The sequence below is a fragment of the Streptomyces sp. NPDC057616 genome, from assembly GCF_042800575.1.
Lineage (GTDB): Bacteria > Actinomycetota > Actinomycetes > Streptomycetales > Streptomycetaceae > Streptomyces.
In genome coordinates this window covers 133,440-148,939 of record NZ_JBHVGU010000007.1, presented here as the reverse complement: position 1 = coordinate 148,939, position 15,500 = coordinate 133,440, and the positions used below count along the sequence as shown (strand labels likewise).

The following is a 15,500-nucleotide window of genomic DNA, read 5'->3' as shown; positions in this document are numbered from 1 at the left end:
CGGGATGCTGAGCGCGACGGAGATCCACAGCGGTGCGTCGATCTACGGACTGGACCTGACGCGGCCGTACCGGGCCATCAGAGCGGTGCGGTACGGCAACGCCGGCCCGGACGCGCTGGAACGCTCTCTGCAGGTCCACGGCCGCAGCCAAGGACGTGGCGCGCTGCTGGCCGTCCTGGACGAGGCTGTCGCCGGAGTCGTGGAGGCGAAGCCGGAGATCGGTGACCTGGAGCTGACGGCGGGTCTGGGTCCACCGGCCGACGTGGCCGCGGCGCACAACACATTCCGGGCCGCCGGCAGGCTGCGGGAAGCCGCCCGTGCGTACGGCCTGCGCGGGGTGTACGACCTGAGCGACCTGTCCTGGCGGGTCGCGGTGGTCGCCGAACCGGAACTCGCGGAGTTGCTGCTCGAGCGCCATCTGCGTCCACTGGAGGCGGAGGGGGCGTTCGGCGCGCTCATCGAGGAGTCGGTGCGGGGCTACCTGGAGAGCGGACGAAACGTCCGCGAGGCCGTCCGTGGTGCATACGTCCATGTCAACCCGCTACCGGCTGCGCCGTTACGAGGAGCTGACCGGCACCAGTCCCGACGCACCGGACACCGCGGTGGAACTCAGCTGGGCGTTGGCGGCAAGCGAGCCGGAGAGGTCTCGCGGCACATCGGTGACCGAGTACAGGGTGGTGTCCATCGGTGGAGAAGCGGATGACTGAGCTCAAGGAAAGCCACGACGATCCGTTCGCCCTGAACCTCGCCGCCTTGGCGGTGCTCGACGACCGCGGGGTCGTGGCCGGATGGAGCCGGCGGGCGCAGGAACTCCTCGGCCATCCGGACACGGCTGTGATCGGCCGCCGGGCGTTCGAGTTCCTCGTCGACCCTCGCGATCGGCCGGCTGCCATGGAGGCGGCCGCGGAGTGCGGACGAGCCGGCGGCTGGTTCGGGATGCTCACGGTGCGGCACCGCGACGGGCAGCCCGTGCCGATGGGACTCAGGGCGCATGAGCTGTCACGCGACGGCGGGATCCGCGAGTGGTTCCTCGCGGGCGCACCCGCGGCCGACGTCCTGGAGTGGCAACGGGACCGCGCGGTTCTCGACGGGTTGTACCGCCGGTGCCCGATCGGCCTGGTCGTGCACGGCCCCGATCTGCGGCTGCTGCGGGTGAACCGGGCCATCGAGCGCTTCAGCGGAGTCCCGGCGGCCGACTTCCGGGGGTTGCCCACCGGGTGGATGCTCCTCCCCGACGACGAACGCAAGGCCGTCGACCGCGTCCGCGAAGTGATGGAGACCGGAAGGCCGTTGGTCTACTCCGAGCAGTTCGCCCGCCTGGAGCAGGATCCGGCACGCGAGCGGGTCGTCCTGGTCTCGTCCTTCCGTATGGAGGACCCATCGGGCCGCGTCCTGGGTGTGGCCGAAATGATCGAGGACATCACCGAACGGCACCGGGCCCAGCGCCGGCTCGCGCTCCTCGACCAGGCCGGCGGCCGTCTCGGAACCACCCTCGACGTAGCGGAGACTGCCCGCGAACTCGCCGAGGTGATGGTGCCCCACCTCGCCGACCACGCGACCGTGGACCTGCTGCGGCCCGTGACGCGGGGCGAGGAGCTGGCACCGGCCCTGCCAGGGCCGGTGGTACGGCTGGGAGCCTGTGGCGTGGGTGCCCAGCAACCCGGCCCGCCCCATCCTCAGGGCGAGCCGGTGGACTTCGCGCCGGACTCGCCCCAGGCCGTATGCCTGGCCGAAGGACGGCCCGTCCTGGAACCGGTTCTCCCGCCCGACCGGCTCTCCATGGCAGGCCGCAGGGGCGCCCATGCTCCGGACCCGGGCGTTCACTCGCTGATCGTGGTACCTCTCGCCGCGCGTGGCATGACGCTGGGCGTGATGACCCTGTGGCGTTCGCGCCGCCCCGATCCGTTCGAGGCGGACGATCTCACCCTCGCCCAGGAACTCGCCTCGCGCGCCGCCGTCGCCATCGACAACGCCCGGCGCTTCACCCAGCAGCAGCAGACCGCTTTCACCTTGCAGAGCAGCCTTCTGCCCCGGGCGGTCCCGGACCAGTCGGCCGTGGAGGTGGCCTTGCGCTACCTGCCGGCCAGCGCGGCACCAGGTCTGGGCGGCGACTGGTTCGACGTCATCCCTCTGTCCGGGGCCAGGGTCGCCCTCGTCGTCGGCGACGTGGTGGGACGCGGCATCCATGCCGCCGCCACCATGGGCCGGCTGCGCACCGCCGTGCACACGCTCGCCAGCCTAGACCTGGAACCGGACGAGGTTCTCTCCCGCCTGGACGACCTGGTCCTCATGCTGGCGGCCGAGCAGGAAGCGGCCGGCGAACGGCCCGTGGTCGAGCAGGTCGTCGGCGCCACCTGTCTGTACGCCGTGTACGACCCGGTCTCCCGACGCTGCTCCGTGGCGCGCGCGGGACACCTGCCGCCGGTGGTGACCGCTCCGGACGGACACGCGGCACCGCTCGACCTGCCCGCCGGGCCACCGCTCGGCCTCGGCGGCCTGCCGTTCGAGGCCCGGGAGATCGAACTGGCCGAGGGAAGCCTGCTCTGTCTGTACACCAACGGAGTCATCGGCGAACGCCACGTCGACGCCGACGCCGGCCTGAGCAGGCTGTGCGCAGCGCTCACCCGCCCGGCCGACACGCTGGAACAGACATGCCGAACAGTGCTCCAGTGGCTCGTGCCGTCACGTCCCACCGACGACGTCGCCCTGCTGATCGCCCGCACCCGCACGCTGCCACCGCAGGACGTCGCCTCCTGGCGCCTGCCGCCGGAGCCCGCAAGCGCCGCCCGCGCCCGGGCGCTCACCTCGGCGAAGCTGGCCGAGTGGGGCCTGGAGCACCTGGCGTTCACCACCGAACTGATTGCCAGCGAACTGGTCACCAACGTCTACCGCTACGCCGGCGGACCTGCGACCCTGCGGCTGATCCGCGACCGGTCCCTGGTGTGCGAGGTCAGCGACACCAGCCACACCTCACCGCATCTGCGCCGCGCCCGGACGACCGACGAGGGCGGGCGCGGCCTGTTCCTGGTGGCCCAGATGACCGAACGCTGGGGTACCCGCTACACCCGCGAGGGCAAGACCGTGTGGACCGAACAGCTGCTGGCCGGCCCGCCCGGGTGACGGAGCAGGCGGAAGAGACCGGGATCAACGGGTGGGGTCGAGAAGGATCTTGCGGACGCCTGCGGCGCGGCCGCTGAACAATTCGTACGCCGCCGGGCCCTCGGACAGGGGGAAGCGGTGGGAGATCACGACCTCCGGCTTGATCCGGCCGGCCTGAGCGAGGGGGATCAGGGCCGGGAGTTCGTAGGGGACCGAGCACAGCCCGATGGCGAACTCCAGCTCCTTGATCTGGGCCAGTCCCATGTGGAAGGGAAAGGCCTTGTTCTGGCTGACGCCGATGACGCTGACCCGTCCCGCCTGCCGGACGGCTTTGAGGGCCAGCTCGATGGTGGCGTCCGAGCCGACGGCCTCCACCACGGCGTCCGGTCCGCGTCCCGCCGTCATCTCCCGTACGGCCGCTCGCGCGTCGTCGCCCTCGACCGGCTCGACGCCCAGGGTGGCGGCGAAGGCGCAACGCTCCGCGACCAGGTCCACCCCCAGCACCCGGGCGGCACCCATGGCGAAGGCGGATTGCGCGGCCATCAGGCCGACCGGGCCCAGACCGATGACAAGAACCGTCTCGCCGGGCCGGATGCGGGCTCGGCGGCAGCCGTACCAGGCCGTGGGTGCGTTGTCCGTCAGGACGACGGCGGCTTCGTCGGAGACGCCTTCGGGCAGGTGGACCAGGTTGGCCTCGGCGTGGGGCACGGCAAGAGCCTGGGCCTGGCTGCCCGGTATGCGGGGGCTCACTCCGTAGCAGAGGTCGGTAGGGGTACGGGCTCGCTCGCACCTGGCGGTGAGCCCCTTCGCGCAGGTTCCGCACAGGGTGCAGCCCACCGAGGCGGGAACCAGGACCCGGTCGCCGGGCCGGAAGCGGGTGACCTGGTCGCCGGTGTCCACGACCACGCCGACGCACTCGTGGCCCGGCGTGTAACCGGTCTCCGGACTGAACCCGTTGCCCCCGTAGATGTGCAGGTCACTGCCGCAGATGCCGGCCGTCGTGACCTGGACGACCGCGTCGGTGGGGCTGGTGACGGCCGGGTGGGGGACATCCTCGTACCGGACGTCGTGGGGGCCGTGGTAGGTGAGTGCCTTCACTGGATCGACTCCCGCACCGCGCACAATGCGCTTGTATCAATGATTAATGCATGCGTATTACTAGGGCGTCGCGACGCTAGCATGGGCGTCCGTGACAGCACATGAGACGCAGGCCACGTCGCCTCGGAGCCGGAAGGCCGGCGACACCCGCGCCATGCTCGTCCGGGCCGCCGAGCAGCTGTTCGCGCAGAAGGGCGTCGACGGTGCGTCGCTCAACGAGATCAAGCGGGCCGCGGGCCAGCGCAACGCGATGGCCCTGCAATACCACTTCGGTGACCGGGCGGGGCTGCTGCGGGCCGTACTCGACAAGCATCTTCCGGCGGTGGACGCACAGCGGGACGTACTGCTGCAGCAGTACGAGGACGAAGGCGCCGCCGATCTTCGGGCCCTCGCCGCCGCGCTGGTGCTGCCGGCCGCCGCGAAGCTCGCCGACCCCGACGGCGGCCGCGCGTTCCTGCAGGTCGTGGCCGAACTGCTGAACCGTCCCGAGCCCCTGGTCGAGGTGGTCGTGACGAAGGGGTCGAGCATCCATCCCTGGCGGCGCCTGGTGGAACCGCTGCTGGCACCGGAGTCGACCGCGGTGTTCCACACCCGCTTCACCGCCATGCGCTTCTGTCACGCCGAACTCGCCGCGCGGGCCGCCGCCCGCCCCCGCAGGGACGACCGGTTGTTCACCAGCCGGCTGGTCGACCTGGTCACCGCGCTGCTGGCCGCTCCGGTGTCCGAGCGGACCGCGCGACTGCTGCACGAGCGGGACCGCAAGGGCAGGACCGGCCGGCAGGCCTCGACCCGCTGACCCCCGCGCCCCCGGTCGCGCCGCGTGTCGCGAGGTGTGTGGGAAACCTCACGACCCACTCATACCGACTGGTCGGTACCCTGCTGCGAGACTTCGATCGACAGGAGGCGCGATGTCTGCGACCAACCGCCAGATCCGTCTGGCAGCCCGCCCCGTGGGCGAGGCGAAGCCGGATGACTGGCAGCACTGTTCCGGCCCGTGGAGGAACCGGGCCCGGGCCGGTTCGTGGGCCGGACACGCGTCATCTCCCTGGACCCGGCCATGCGGGGCTGGCTGGACGACCGCCCCTCCTACCTGCCGCCCGTGGGCATCGGCGAGGTGATGCGTGCCGGATCGGTCATCGAGGTCACCACGTCGAACCATCCCGACTTCCAGCCCGGTGACCATGTGGTCGGCATGTTCGGCGTGCAGGAGCACGTGGTCTCCGACGGCCGGGGCGCCCTCAAGGTCGACACCTCGCTCGCACCGCCCTCGACCTATCTCGGCGCGCTGGGCATGCCCGGCATGACCGCCTACTTCGGACTGCTGGACGTCGGGGCGCTCAAGGAGGGTGAGACCGTCGTGGTGTCGGGCGCGGCCGGCGCCGTCGGCAGCATCGTGGGGCAGATCGCGAAGGCCATGGGCTGCAGGGTGGTGGGCATCGCCGGAGGACCGGAGAAGTGCGCGCTGCTCACCGACGACCTCGGGTTCGACGCCGCGATCGACTACCGCGCCGACGACATCAGGACGGCGCTGCGCCGATACGCCCCCGACGGCGTCGACGTCTACTTCGACAACGTGGGAGGCGACGTCCTGGACGCCGTCCTGACCCGGCTGTCGATGCACGCGCGCGTCGTGATCTGCGGTGCGATCAGCCAGTACAACAACGCCGCCCCGGCCAAGGGTCCTTCGAACTACCTGACCCTGCTGGTACGTCGCGCCCGTATGGAGGGCTTCGTCGTCTTCGACTACGCCAAGCGCTACCCCGAGGCCGCACGCGACCTCTCCGCCTGGATCGCCGACGGCCGCGTCAAGGTCAAGGAGCACGTGGTGCTGGGGACCGTCGACGACTTCCCCGAGACACTGAACATGCTCTTCCGCGGAGAGAACGTCGGCAAGCTCGTCCTCGAGCTGACCTGACGCGATCCGCAGCCCTCGACCGCTGTACGGCCGACCCCGCAGCTTCCCCGAAAGGCATGTCGCGATGAACACCCACCAGCACACCGGCCACGGGCCCATTGCCGCAAAGGTCGCTCACCGTACGGCGGTCGCGGCGGAGACCGGTCGGTTCGTCGCGGCGGTCCAGGACGCCGACCCGGCTGCCGCGGTGCCCAGCTGCCCCGGCTGGACGCTCGCCGATCTGATCAAGCACACAGGCAGCGTCCAGCGCTGGTTCTCGGTCCTGTTGAGGGCGCGTATCCAGGAACCGCCGCGCACGCGGGAGGTGGACCTGCGGCTCCCGGAGCAGGAGGACGGATACGCCGACTGGCTGGCGGAGAGCGCGACGGTGGCCGAGGAGGCGTTCGCCGCGACCGACCCGAACCTGCCGATGTGGGCCTGGGGCGCGGACCAGCACGCGCGCTTCTGGGCACGCCGCATGCTCTTCGAGACCCTGCTGCACCGGGTCGACGCCGAACTCGCACTCGGCCGCCGGCCCGTCGTCGATCGCCCGCTCGCCGTCGACGGGATCGACGAGTTCCTCGTCAACCTGCCCTTCGCCGGCTTCTTCGCCCCCAAGGTGACCAATCTGCGTGCTCCTGACAAGACCATCCTCTTCCGCACGACCGACGGAGACGACGCCTGGCTGATCCGCCTGCGCCGCGACGGCTTCGGATCGGACACGGCCCACCCGGGCGCGGTCCCTGCTGATGCGACCGTCCAGGGATCCGCGGCCGATCTCCTCCTCCTCGTCTACGGCCGCCTGACCTGGGACGGGGAGGCCTTCGCTCACGAGGGGGACGAGCAGCTGCTGGCCGACTGGTTCGCCAACTCCGCCTTCTGAGGTCGGTTCCCGGCCGGCGCCGCACAGGTGCGTCGGCCTCACGGGCGGACCAACTCCCGTACGCGAAGCCTTTCTTCATGCCTTGACTTAACATTGCAGATATTGCTTGGATCTCTCCGCAGCGCACGGCCCCGACCCCCCAGAGTCCAGGAGCAGCTGTGAGACGAAGGTTCACCGCAATCGCGGCCGTCGCGGCCACAACACTGTCCCTGCTGGTCGCCACGGGCCCGGCCGCCCACGCGGACCGGGACGCAACCGCGCACCCCGGGCACGGACATGCCGTGACCGGCACCTACTCCACCACCGGCGGCGCGCACGCCTGGCAGCCGCTGCCCATCGTCCGAACGGGTGCCGACGCCAGCGGTTCGGTCGATGCCACCGTGGTTGCCGACCCCGGTGCAACTCGGCAGAAGTACACGGGAGTTGGCTTCTCCCTCGACGAGACGAGCGTGTCCAACCTCTGGAAGCTCACCCCGCACAAGCGGGCGGAGGCCATCCGGCTGCTCGTGGACCCCGGGCACGGAGCGGGACTGGACCGGTTCCGGCTGACGATCGGCAGCCCCGACCTCATCGAGCACCTGCCGTTCTGGTCGGAGGACGACCTGCCCGCGGGCGTCAAGGACGACTTCGGCCTGAAGCACTTCTCGATCCGGCGCGACATCGACCTGCACATTATCGACACGATCAAGCTCATCCAGCGTTACAACCCGCACGCCACGTTCTTCGCGTCGGCGTGGAGCGCGCCGGCGTGGATGAAGACCAACAACCGCTTCACCGGCGAGGTCGCCCTCAAGCCCGGGAGCAGCACCGACTACTACCAGGTCGGCAAGTTGCGCGACGACTGCATCGACGTCTTCGCCCGCTACTACGTCAAGTTCGTCCAGGCGTACGCCCGGCACGGCGTCCGCGTCGACGCGCTGACGCTGCTCAACGAGCCCGGCATGGACGTCGTCTACCCGGCCATGGACATCAGCGTCGCCCAGCAGCAGAAGCTGGCCCTGGCCATCAAGCGGGAGTTCCGTTCGGCCCGCCTCAACACCCAGCTGTACGTGCACGACTTCAACTTCTGGGACTGGCGCGACCCCAACAGCACGGCCACCAAGAACTACCACCGCATCTTCGACGACGCCCCCGACGGCTCGGTGACGGGCAAGCAGGTCCGCGACGCCGCCGACGCCATCGCCTTCCACCCCTACTGGGGCGACCCGACCGTCATGCGCGACGCCTACGAACAGACCGGCAAGCCCGTCCAGATGACGGAGACCAGCGACCTGTCGCCGTCGACGATCCTCGACTACTTCCGGCTCGACGCCAGCTCCTACATCCTGTGGGCCCAGACCACCGACCAGGACGGCGGCACGCTGCACTGGACACCCGCCCGCGACAACAACATCGACTGGAACCAGGTCGCCGCCACCACCAAGTGGCCCAACCGCCTGGTGACGGTGCACACGGACACGAAGGACTTCACCGTCCGCGACGAGCTGTACGGCATCGGGCAGTTCGCGAAGTACCTGTCGCCCGGTGACGCGCGTCTGGAGTCCAGCGCCGCCCAGAACGGCGTCAGCAACGTCGTCTACCGCTCCGGCAAGGGCGGTTACGTCGCTGTCCTCGGCAACAGCTCGGACGTCAACCGTACGGCGCGGATCATCGTCGGCGGTCAGAGGTTCGTCGTGACGGTCCCCGCGGGCTCCTTCGCCACCTACCGCTGGAGGGGCTGAACTCAGGCGGACCTGGGGATCGGCAGAGGCTACTGCCGTCGGCACCGTGGAGCGGACCGGTGCCGGCGGCAGTGTTCATGTGCCCGGCCCGAGGGGGTTCCCGACACGGGGCGGGACGTTGTGGCGCGGTACCTGCCGGGCAGGCGAGAGGCTCGTGGTCAGCGGCAAACCGACGGTTCGCTGAGTACGTACAGTGCGATCTGCCGTACATCAACGAGCATCGCCGTACAAGGAGGTACGTCCATGACCGTCCAGTCCACACCGCCCACGGACCTGCGCCTGACCGCCGAGGTCTATGCGGCAGTCCAGGCCAGGGACCCCGCGCAAGCCGAGTTCCATCAAGCCGCGCGTGAGGTGCTGGAGTCACTCGAGCCGGTCCTGGACCGTCACCCCGCCTACACTCACCACCGCGTCCTGGAGCGGCTGTGCGAGCCGGAGCGGCAGGTCGTCTTCCGTGTGCCGTGGGTCGACGACGACGGCCGGGTGCGGGTCAACCGGGGCTTCCGGGTGGAGTTCAACAGCGCCCTCGGTCCCTACAAGGGCGGCCTGCGCTTCCACCCCTCCGTCAACCTGGGCATCGTGAAGTTCCTCGGCTTCGAGCAGATCTTCAAGAACGCGCTCACCGGCCTGCCCATCGGCGGCGGCAAGGGCGGCGCGGACTTCGACCCCAAGGGCCGCTCGGACGGCGAGATCATGCGGTTCTGCCAGTCGTTCATGACCGAACTGCACCGCCACCTCGGCGAGCACACCGACGTCCCGGCCGGCGACATCGGCGTCGGCACCCGCGAGATCGGCTTCCTCTTCGGCCAGTACAAGCGCATCACCAACCGCTACGAGTCCGGGGTGCTCACCGGCAAGGGCCTGAACTGGGGCGGCTCCCACGTCCGTACCGAGGCCACCGGCTACGGCACCGTCTACTTCGTCCGCGAGATGCTCGCCGCCCGCGGCCAGGACCTCGACGGGCGGCGCGTCGTCATCTCCGGCTCCGGCAACGTCGCCATCTACGCCGCCCAGAAGGCGCAGGAGCTCGGCGCGACGGTCGTCGCGCTGTCCGACTCGGGCGGCTACGTGGTCGACGAGGCGGGCATCGACGTCGAACTGGTCCGGCAGATCAAGGAAATTCGCCGCGGCCGCATCAAGGAGTACGCGCAGACCATGACCCGGGCCCGCTATGTCGAGGGCGGTTCCGTCTGGGACGTGCCGTGCTCGGTCGCGCTGCCCTGCGCCACCCAGAACGAACTCGACGAGGACGCGGCGCGCACCCTGCTGGCGAACGACGTGGTGGCCGTGGCCGAGGGCGCCAACATGCCCACCACCCCGCAGGCCGTTCGCCTGCTGCAGGACGCGGGCGTGGCCTTCGGCCCCGGCAAGGCGGTCAACGCCGGCGGCGTGGCCACCTCGGCCCTGGAGATGCGGCAGAACGCCTCCCGCGACGCCTGGACCTTCGAGGACACCGACCGCCGCCTGGCCACCATCATGGCCGGCATCCACACCACCTGTCGCACGACGGCCGAGGAGTACGGAGTCCCGGGCAACTACGTCGTCGGTGCGAACATCGCCGGCTTCGTCAAGGTCGCCGACACGATGCTCGACCTCGGAGTGGTGTAACTGCCGTACGGCGGGCAGGTGTTGGGTCGCCGAACCGGTCGAGCCCGTCGGGCCGGCACGCCGGCCGCACCGACGTCCCGCTGACGGACGCGGGGGAGGCGACGGCCAAGGCCCTCGTTCCCCGGCCGGCCTGACCGGCGTACGGCCCGATCCCGATCTGATCGAGTCGGGCTACGGCGGCTACGAGGGGATGACCGCGGCACAGATCCGTCAGCAACGGCCCGGCTGGGACATGTGGCGGGACGGAGTCGTTCCCGGCGACGCCGACCGTCCGGGCGAGCGGCACGAGCAGGTGGCCGCCCGTGCGGACGCGGTGCTGGACCGGATCCGGCCGCTGCTGAGCGACGGTGACGTCGCCGTGGTCGCGCACGGTCATCTGGCGCGCGTGCTCACCGTGCGTTGGCTGGGCATGGACGCGTCGGCGAGCCGACTGCTCGGCCAATCCGCATCAGGGGACCCTGCGCATCTTGGCCGCGGAGGACGGGCGGCCGTTCCTTTCCGCGTGGAACGTTACGTAGCCGCGATCCCGTGAAGCTAGCGCCCTAGTCCCGCGGGCGCGTCGTCGTGAAGCGTCTGCGGTATTCGGTCGGGGTGGTGCTCAGGTGGCGGGCGAAGGCGCGGCGGAGGGTCTCGTCGCTGCCGAGTCCGCTGCGCCGGGCCGCCGCCGTCACGCCGTGCCCGTCGAGCAGGAGCTGCTGCGCGCGGTCGAGGCGGACGCGCTCGACCCAGCGGGCGGGCGTGGTGTTCAACTCGGTCTGGAACAGCCGGGTCAGGTGCCGGGTGCTGACGGCGGCGGACGCGGCCATGGCGGGCAGGCTGTGGTCGGCGGCCGGGTCGGCGAGCACGGAGCCGATCAGCCGCCCCAGCAGGTCGCTGCGGGCCGGCGGTGTCTGCAGGGCCGTGGAGAACTGGGACTGTCCGCCCGGGCGTTGCATGAAGACGACCAGTTCGCGGGCGGCCTCCCGGGCCGCGTCCGCGCCGTGGTCGTCCTCGACCAGCGCGAGCGCCAGATCGATGCCGGCGCTGATGCCCGCGGAGGTGACGTACCGGCCGTCGCGGATGTGCAGGGAGTCCGGTTCGACCTGTACGCGGGGGTAGCGGCCGGCGAGGGTCTCGGCGTGCCGCCAGTGTGTCGTCGCCCTGCGCCCGTCGAGAAGTCCCAGCTCGGCCAGGACGAAGGCACCGCTGCACACCGACGCCACCCGTGCCGCCCGCCGGGCGAGTCCAGCCGCCGCTGCCAGTAGCTCCTCGCCCGGGGGCTGCTCGGCGAGCACGTCGGCTCCGGCGACCACCAGCGTGTCGACCGGCCCGGCGTCGGCCGCCGCGACGGTCCGCGCCAGTACCGGACCAGAGGAGGTCATGACGTCGCCGCCGGCCGGGGAGACCAGGACCGGTGCGTAGGCGGGGCCGGGCCGTCCCGCCCGGTGCAGCACCTCCAGCGGGCCGCTGACGTCGAGCAGTGTCACCCCGTCGAACACCAGGAAGGCGACACGATGCGTCATGTCTGAATCTGTGGGTCGTGCGGCAGAAAGGACATGGCGCCAGCCTACGGCACCCGACGAATCTGAAGTAGGTCGTCGAGCGACCGTCAGGCAGTGGTCAGACATGCGGAGGAAGACGAGATCATGAGTGATTCGATCGCGGGCGTACGGATCCCGGACAGCGCACTGGCCCGGGAGGCGACCGAGCTCGTACGGGACGTCGCCTCGCCGCTGCTGTTCGACCACTCCAGGCGGGTGTTCCTGTTCGGCTCGCTGCGCGGCCGGGAGCAGGGGCTGCGGTTCGACCCCGAACTCCTCCACGTCGGCGCCATGTTCCACGACCTGGGGCTGACCGACCGCTTCCGCCGCACCGACCAGCGTTTCGAGATCGACGGCGCCGACGAGGCCCGCCGCTTCCTGCAGAGCCACGGCATCACCGGCGAGCCGGCCGACCGCGTCTGGACGGCGATCGCCCTGCACACCACCCCGGAGATCCCGCTGCACATGGCGCCCGAGGTCGCTTTGGTCACCCGCGGCGTCGAGCTGGACGTCCTCGGCATCGGCTACCACGCCGTCTCCGACGAACAGCGCGCGGCCGTCACCGCGGCCCACCCCCGTCCCGACTTCAAGAACCGGATCCTCGCCGCATTCACCGACGGCATCAAGGACCGCCCCGGGACGACGTTCGGCAACGTCAAGGCGGACGTCCTGGCCCACTTCGCGCCCGGCTTCGTACGCGGCGACTTCGTCGAGGTCATCAAGGACTCGGACTGGCCCGAGTAGCAGCCTGTGCGCGGGCGGAGCGCGGGAAGCTCCGCCGTCAGCCCCGGGGACCGCTGCCCGCGAGCACCGCGGCCACCAGTTCCCGCCGGCTGCGGACACCGAACGTGTCGAAGATCGCCGTGAGATGCTCCTGCACGGTGTTGCCGGAGATGTGCAGCTCGGCGACGACCTCGCGGGTGGAGCGGCCCTTGAGGATGAGGGCGGCCACGCGCAGCTGGGCCTCGGTGAGACCGTACGCGTTCAGCAGCATGGAGCCGAGCTCGGCCGGTGGAACGGCCTGGATCACGATGCCGATGCGCGGGCCCGACGGGTCCGGCAGCCGGCTGGCGTGCAGGGAGAGCCACCGCCCGGAGCGGCCACGCAGGCGGACGGCGGTCGGAGGCGGGCACACCGCGGGGTCTGCGCGCTCGGCGAGGATCAGCCGGGCCGCGGCCGCGTGGAGGGGCACGGGCAGCTCGCCCGAGCCGGGCCACCGGTGGCCCGGCGAGGTCGGCAAGCCATTGCTCTGCCTCGGGGTTCATGGACACCGGGGCGAGGCTGTCGTCGAGCACGACGATCTCGGGCGGCGGGCTCTCGGCGGTCGAGAAGGAAGGCGCGCACCGAAGTCGCCACCGGTGACCGCCCGGCGAAGCCCGCCCGCGAGATGCGGGGCCAGGCGGCGGACCAGTTCCACTTCCTCGGCGGAGAACCCGGCGGGCGCGTCCTCCCGGTGCAGGCACAGCACGCCCCAGCAGCGATGGCCGACCACCAGTGCCGCGCGCAGCTCGTCGCCGAGGCCGAGCGGGGCCATGACCTCGCGGTAGCGGGCACTGCTCGCGCGGTCACCGTGCGTGGCGCGGTCGAGCGAGGAGACCGCGGGCGCCGTCCCGGCCAGCTCGGCGAACTTGTTCACGTCCCGGCGCCCGAACTCGTTCTCCAGGAACAGCGGCGTCACCGTGCCGAGTGGATCCTCCGCCGCCGAGGTGAACAGCAGCGTCACCGGGTCGACCGTGGCGAAGAAGGCCGCGTCCACCGGCATGATCTTGCGCAGGCGGTACAGGAAGCCCGTGCGGAGCGCGTCCGCGTCCTGCCCTGCCCGGCACAGCGCCTGGATGCCCGTCACCCGGTGCTCCAGGCGTGCCGCCGTGGCCGTCGCTCCCGCCATGCTTTCGACATTACGCCGGGGCGGGGACGAGCCCCAGTTGACGCAGGACGCCGAGCTCGTCGAGCCGGCACCACTGCTCGGCGATACGTCCCTCCCGGACCCGGAAGATGTTGATCCCGTGCAGGGTCAGGGTGCGCCGGCCCGCCGGTGCGGGTACTCCGAGCACTTCACCGCGCTGTGTGCCGGACGCGGTGAAGTGCTCGACGACCAGGTCGCCCTCGGCGATCAGCCGGTGCGGCTCGCTGTGCCAGTCGGGAAAGGCCGACCGGAACAACGCACCGGCGGAGCGCATGCCCTCCCGGTCGCCAGGCGTGCCGAAGGGAGGGTTGTGGTTGACGAAGTCCTCAGCGAGGTAGTCGTCCACGGCGCCGAGGTCGCCCCTGGTGAACAGCGCGTCGATGAACGCGCGCACGATGTCCTTGTTGCTGGTGGTGGTTTCCGAGGTGTTCATGACCTCAGTCTCAAACAGGCCACTACCTGCGCATACCCCAGGAATCTGGGGTTTCGGTCAGCTGCTCGGGGAAGCCTTGGGCTCGGCGCACAGGACGTGATCGACCAGCGCGCCCGTCGCACGGTTGAGGGCGGCCAGGTCCGGCGGTGCCGTGGTGGTGGTGAGGGAGACGGTCACCGCGCGCCGGCCGTCCGCGCTCACGGCGGGGCGGGTGTTGACGCCCGCCCCGTCCCCCTCGTGGGTGTAGTAGAAGCCGCCGCAGGAGAGCGGGATCTTGCGCAGCCCGAGGCCGTAGGTGCCCTCGGGCATCTCCGCCACGTCGTCCGGATCGTCGGTCCGCTCGACGGTCCGCCGCATCTCGCGCCACTGCTCGGCGGGGAGCAGCCGGCCGCCGGCCAGGGCGCGGAAGAAGGTGTTCAGATCGGCGGTGGTGCTCACCACGCCGGAGTCCGCGGTGTGCTGGAGGCTGTGGTCGGTCACGTCGAGGCGCCTGCCGTCGGCGTCCGTCAGATACGCGTTCACGTGCGGGTCGGGCAGGCGCGGATCGAGCCCGGGGACGGAGGTGTCCCGCAGTCCCAGCCGCGCGATCACCCGGCGCTCGACGAGGTGCTGCCAGCTCGCGCCGCCCGCCTTCTCGGCGATCATCCCGGCCAGCAGGTAGTTGGTGTTGGAGTAGGCCCATCGCGTGGCGTCGCCCGGCTGCGGGACGAAGATCGGCCGGTGCCGCATCGCCACCGCGACGAGATCGGCCGCCGGGGTGGTGTCGTAGCGGTTCTCGTCGAAGTGGTGGATCAGCCGGTCCTGGATCTCCGGGTCGTCGATGTAGTCGTAGAGGCCGCTGGTCTGGCGGAGCAGGTCGCGGACGGTGATACGGCCGCCGTCGTTGCCGTTGCCCGCGACGACGCCCGGCAGCCAGTGCTCGACGGTGTCGTCGAGCGACAGCCGCTTCTCGGCGGCGAGTTGGAGGACCACGGTCGCCGTGAAGGTCTTCGTCGTGCTGGCGACGCGGAAGTGGGCGTTCCACGGGATCGGGTCGGAGGAGCCGGCCGTGCGGGTGCCGATGCGCGCCATGAGGGGTGCGCCCTGCGGCCGGTCGACCCTGGCCAGGACGTTCACATCCCCTCCGCCGGCCTGTCGTACGGCCGCCAGGTCCTGCCGGAGCGCGGCCTCGGTGTAGCGGCGGTTCGCGCAATCGTGGCCGGTGGCGGCGGTCGCTGCCATGGGCGAGGCCAGCGCGAGCAGTGCTGCGGTGAGCACGGCGGCGCCGGCCTTCTTCGGCGACGGCATCTGCATGGTCGAGTCCCCCCGTGTCGCGGGTCTGGTTCCTGATCGGTGACG

The 15,500-nt window shown here is 71.0% G+C and carries 15 protein-coding genes; 9 read left to right on the top strand and 6 right to left on the bottom strand.

Features of this window, described 5'->3' with window-relative positions; all coding sequences use genetic code 11:
- The first annotated feature begins 530 nt into the window (after positions 1-530).
- Positions 531-707 carry a helix-turn-helix domain-containing protein gene (locus ACFU97_RS10935; protein ID WP_384253822.1) on the top strand — a complete coding sequence of 59 codons (177 nt, stop codon included), beginning with the start codon at positions 531-533 and terminating at the stop codon, positions 705-707.
- The gene (locus tag ACFU97_RS10930; protein WP_384253820.1) at positions 700-3,120 is read left to right on the top strand and encodes a SpoIIE family protein phosphatase; all 2,421 of its coding nucleotides are present in this window, start codon (positions 700-702) and stop codon (positions 3,118-3,120) included. The genes ACFU97_RS10935 and ACFU97_RS10930 overlap by 8 nt, the downstream gene beginning before the upstream one ends.
- Before the next feature lie 24 nt (positions 3,121-3,144).
- Here the strand turns inward: ACFU97_RS10930 and ACFU97_RS10925 are convergent, their stop codons facing one another.
- Positions 3,145-4,197, bottom strand: coding sequence for a zinc-binding dehydrogenase (locus ACFU97_RS10925; RefSeq protein WP_384253817.1), 1,053 nt, complete (start codon positions 4,195-4,197; stop codon positions 3,145-3,147).
- 91 nt (positions 4,198-4,288) lie between these two features.
- Here ACFU97_RS10925 and ACFU97_RS10920 point away from each other — a divergent pair, with 91 nt between their 5' ends.
- From ACFU97_RS10920 to ACFU97_RS10895, 6 genes are all read left to right on the top strand, one after another.
- Positions 4,289-4,993, top strand: coding sequence for a TetR/AcrR family transcriptional regulator (locus tag ACFU97_RS10920; protein WP_384253815.1), 705 nt, complete (start codon positions 4,289-4,291; stop codon positions 4,991-4,993).
- A 198-nt stretch (positions 4,994-5,191) separates the two neighbouring features.
- On the top strand, positions 5,192-6,112 hold the full coding sequence (locus tag ACFU97_RS10915) for an NADP-dependent oxidoreductase (RefSeq protein ID WP_384253812.1): 921 nt from the start codon (positions 5,192-5,194) through the stop codon (positions 6,110-6,112).
- 64 nt (positions 6,113-6,176) lie between these two features.
- A complete protein-coding gene (locus ACFU97_RS10910; RefSeq protein ID WP_384253810.1) occupies positions 6,177-6,974 on the top strand; it encodes a maleylpyruvate isomerase family mycothiol-dependent enzyme in 798 nt (265 codons plus the stop codon).
- Positions 6,975-7,132: 158 nt separating this feature from the next.
- Positions 7,133-8,695 carry a glucosidase gene (locus ACFU97_RS10905; protein WP_384253808.1) on the top strand — a complete coding sequence of 521 codons (1,563 nt, stop codon included), beginning with the start codon at positions 7,133-7,135 and terminating at the stop codon, positions 8,693-8,695.
- A gap of 243 nt (positions 8,696-8,938) precedes the next feature.
- The gene (gene gdhA / locus ACFU97_RS10900) at positions 8,939-10,303 is read left to right on the top strand and encodes an NADP-specific glutamate dehydrogenase (protein ID WP_384253805.1); all 1,365 of its coding nucleotides are present in this window, start codon (positions 8,939-8,941) and stop codon (positions 10,301-10,303) included.
- A 190-nt stretch (positions 10,304-10,493) separates the two neighbouring features.
- Positions 10,494-10,835 (top strand): histidine phosphatase family protein, encoded by a 342-nt coding sequence (locus ACFU97_RS10895; protein ID WP_384253803.1) that lies wholly within the window; start codon positions 10,494-10,496, stop codon positions 10,833-10,835.
- Between the two features lie 10 nt (positions 10,836-10,845).
- Here the strand turns inward: ACFU97_RS10895 and ACFU97_RS10890 are convergent, their stop codons facing one another.
- Positions 10,846-11,805: a GlxA family transcriptional regulator gene (locus tag ACFU97_RS10890; RefSeq protein ID WP_384253801.1), complete on the bottom strand. Its 960-nt coding sequence runs from the start codon at positions 11,803-11,805 to the stop codon at positions 10,846-10,848.
- A 123-nt stretch (positions 11,806-11,928) separates the two neighbouring features.
- Here ACFU97_RS10890 and ACFU97_RS10885 point away from each other — a divergent pair, with 123 nt between their 5' ends.
- Complete coding sequence (locus ACFU97_RS10885) at positions 11,929-12,567, top strand: HD domain-containing protein (RefSeq protein ID WP_384253798.1); 639 nt, start codon at positions 11,929-11,931, stop codon at positions 12,565-12,567.
- A 37-nt stretch (positions 12,568-12,604) separates the two neighbouring features.
- Here the strand turns inward: ACFU97_RS10885 and ACFU97_RS10880 are convergent, their stop codons facing one another.
- From ACFU97_RS10880 to ACFU97_RS10865, 4 genes are read right to left on the bottom strand one after another with little or no spacing between them, the layout of a single operon-like run.
- Positions 12,605-13,063: a LuxR C-terminal-related transcriptional regulator gene (locus ACFU97_RS10880; protein ID WP_384253796.1), complete on the bottom strand. Its 459-nt coding sequence runs from the start codon at positions 13,061-13,063 to the stop codon at positions 12,605-12,607.
- Between the two features lie 21 nt (positions 13,064-13,084).
- On the bottom strand, positions 13,085-13,711 hold the full coding sequence (locus ACFU97_RS10875) for a GAF domain-containing protein (RefSeq protein WP_384253794.1): 627 nt from the start codon (positions 13,709-13,711) through the stop codon (positions 13,085-13,087).
- A 10-nt stretch (positions 13,712-13,721) separates the two neighbouring features.
- On the bottom strand, positions 13,722-14,162 hold the full coding sequence (locus ACFU97_RS10870) for an ester cyclase (protein WP_384253792.1): 441 nt from the start codon (positions 14,160-14,162) through the stop codon (positions 13,722-13,724).
- Between the two features lie 57 nt (positions 14,163-14,219).
- Positions 14,220-15,455 carry a serine hydrolase domain-containing protein gene (locus tag ACFU97_RS10865; protein WP_384253789.1) on the bottom strand — a complete coding sequence of 412 codons (1,236 nt, stop codon included), beginning with the start codon at positions 15,453-15,455 and terminating at the stop codon, positions 14,220-14,222.
- Positions 15,456-15,500 lie beyond the last annotated feature (45 nt).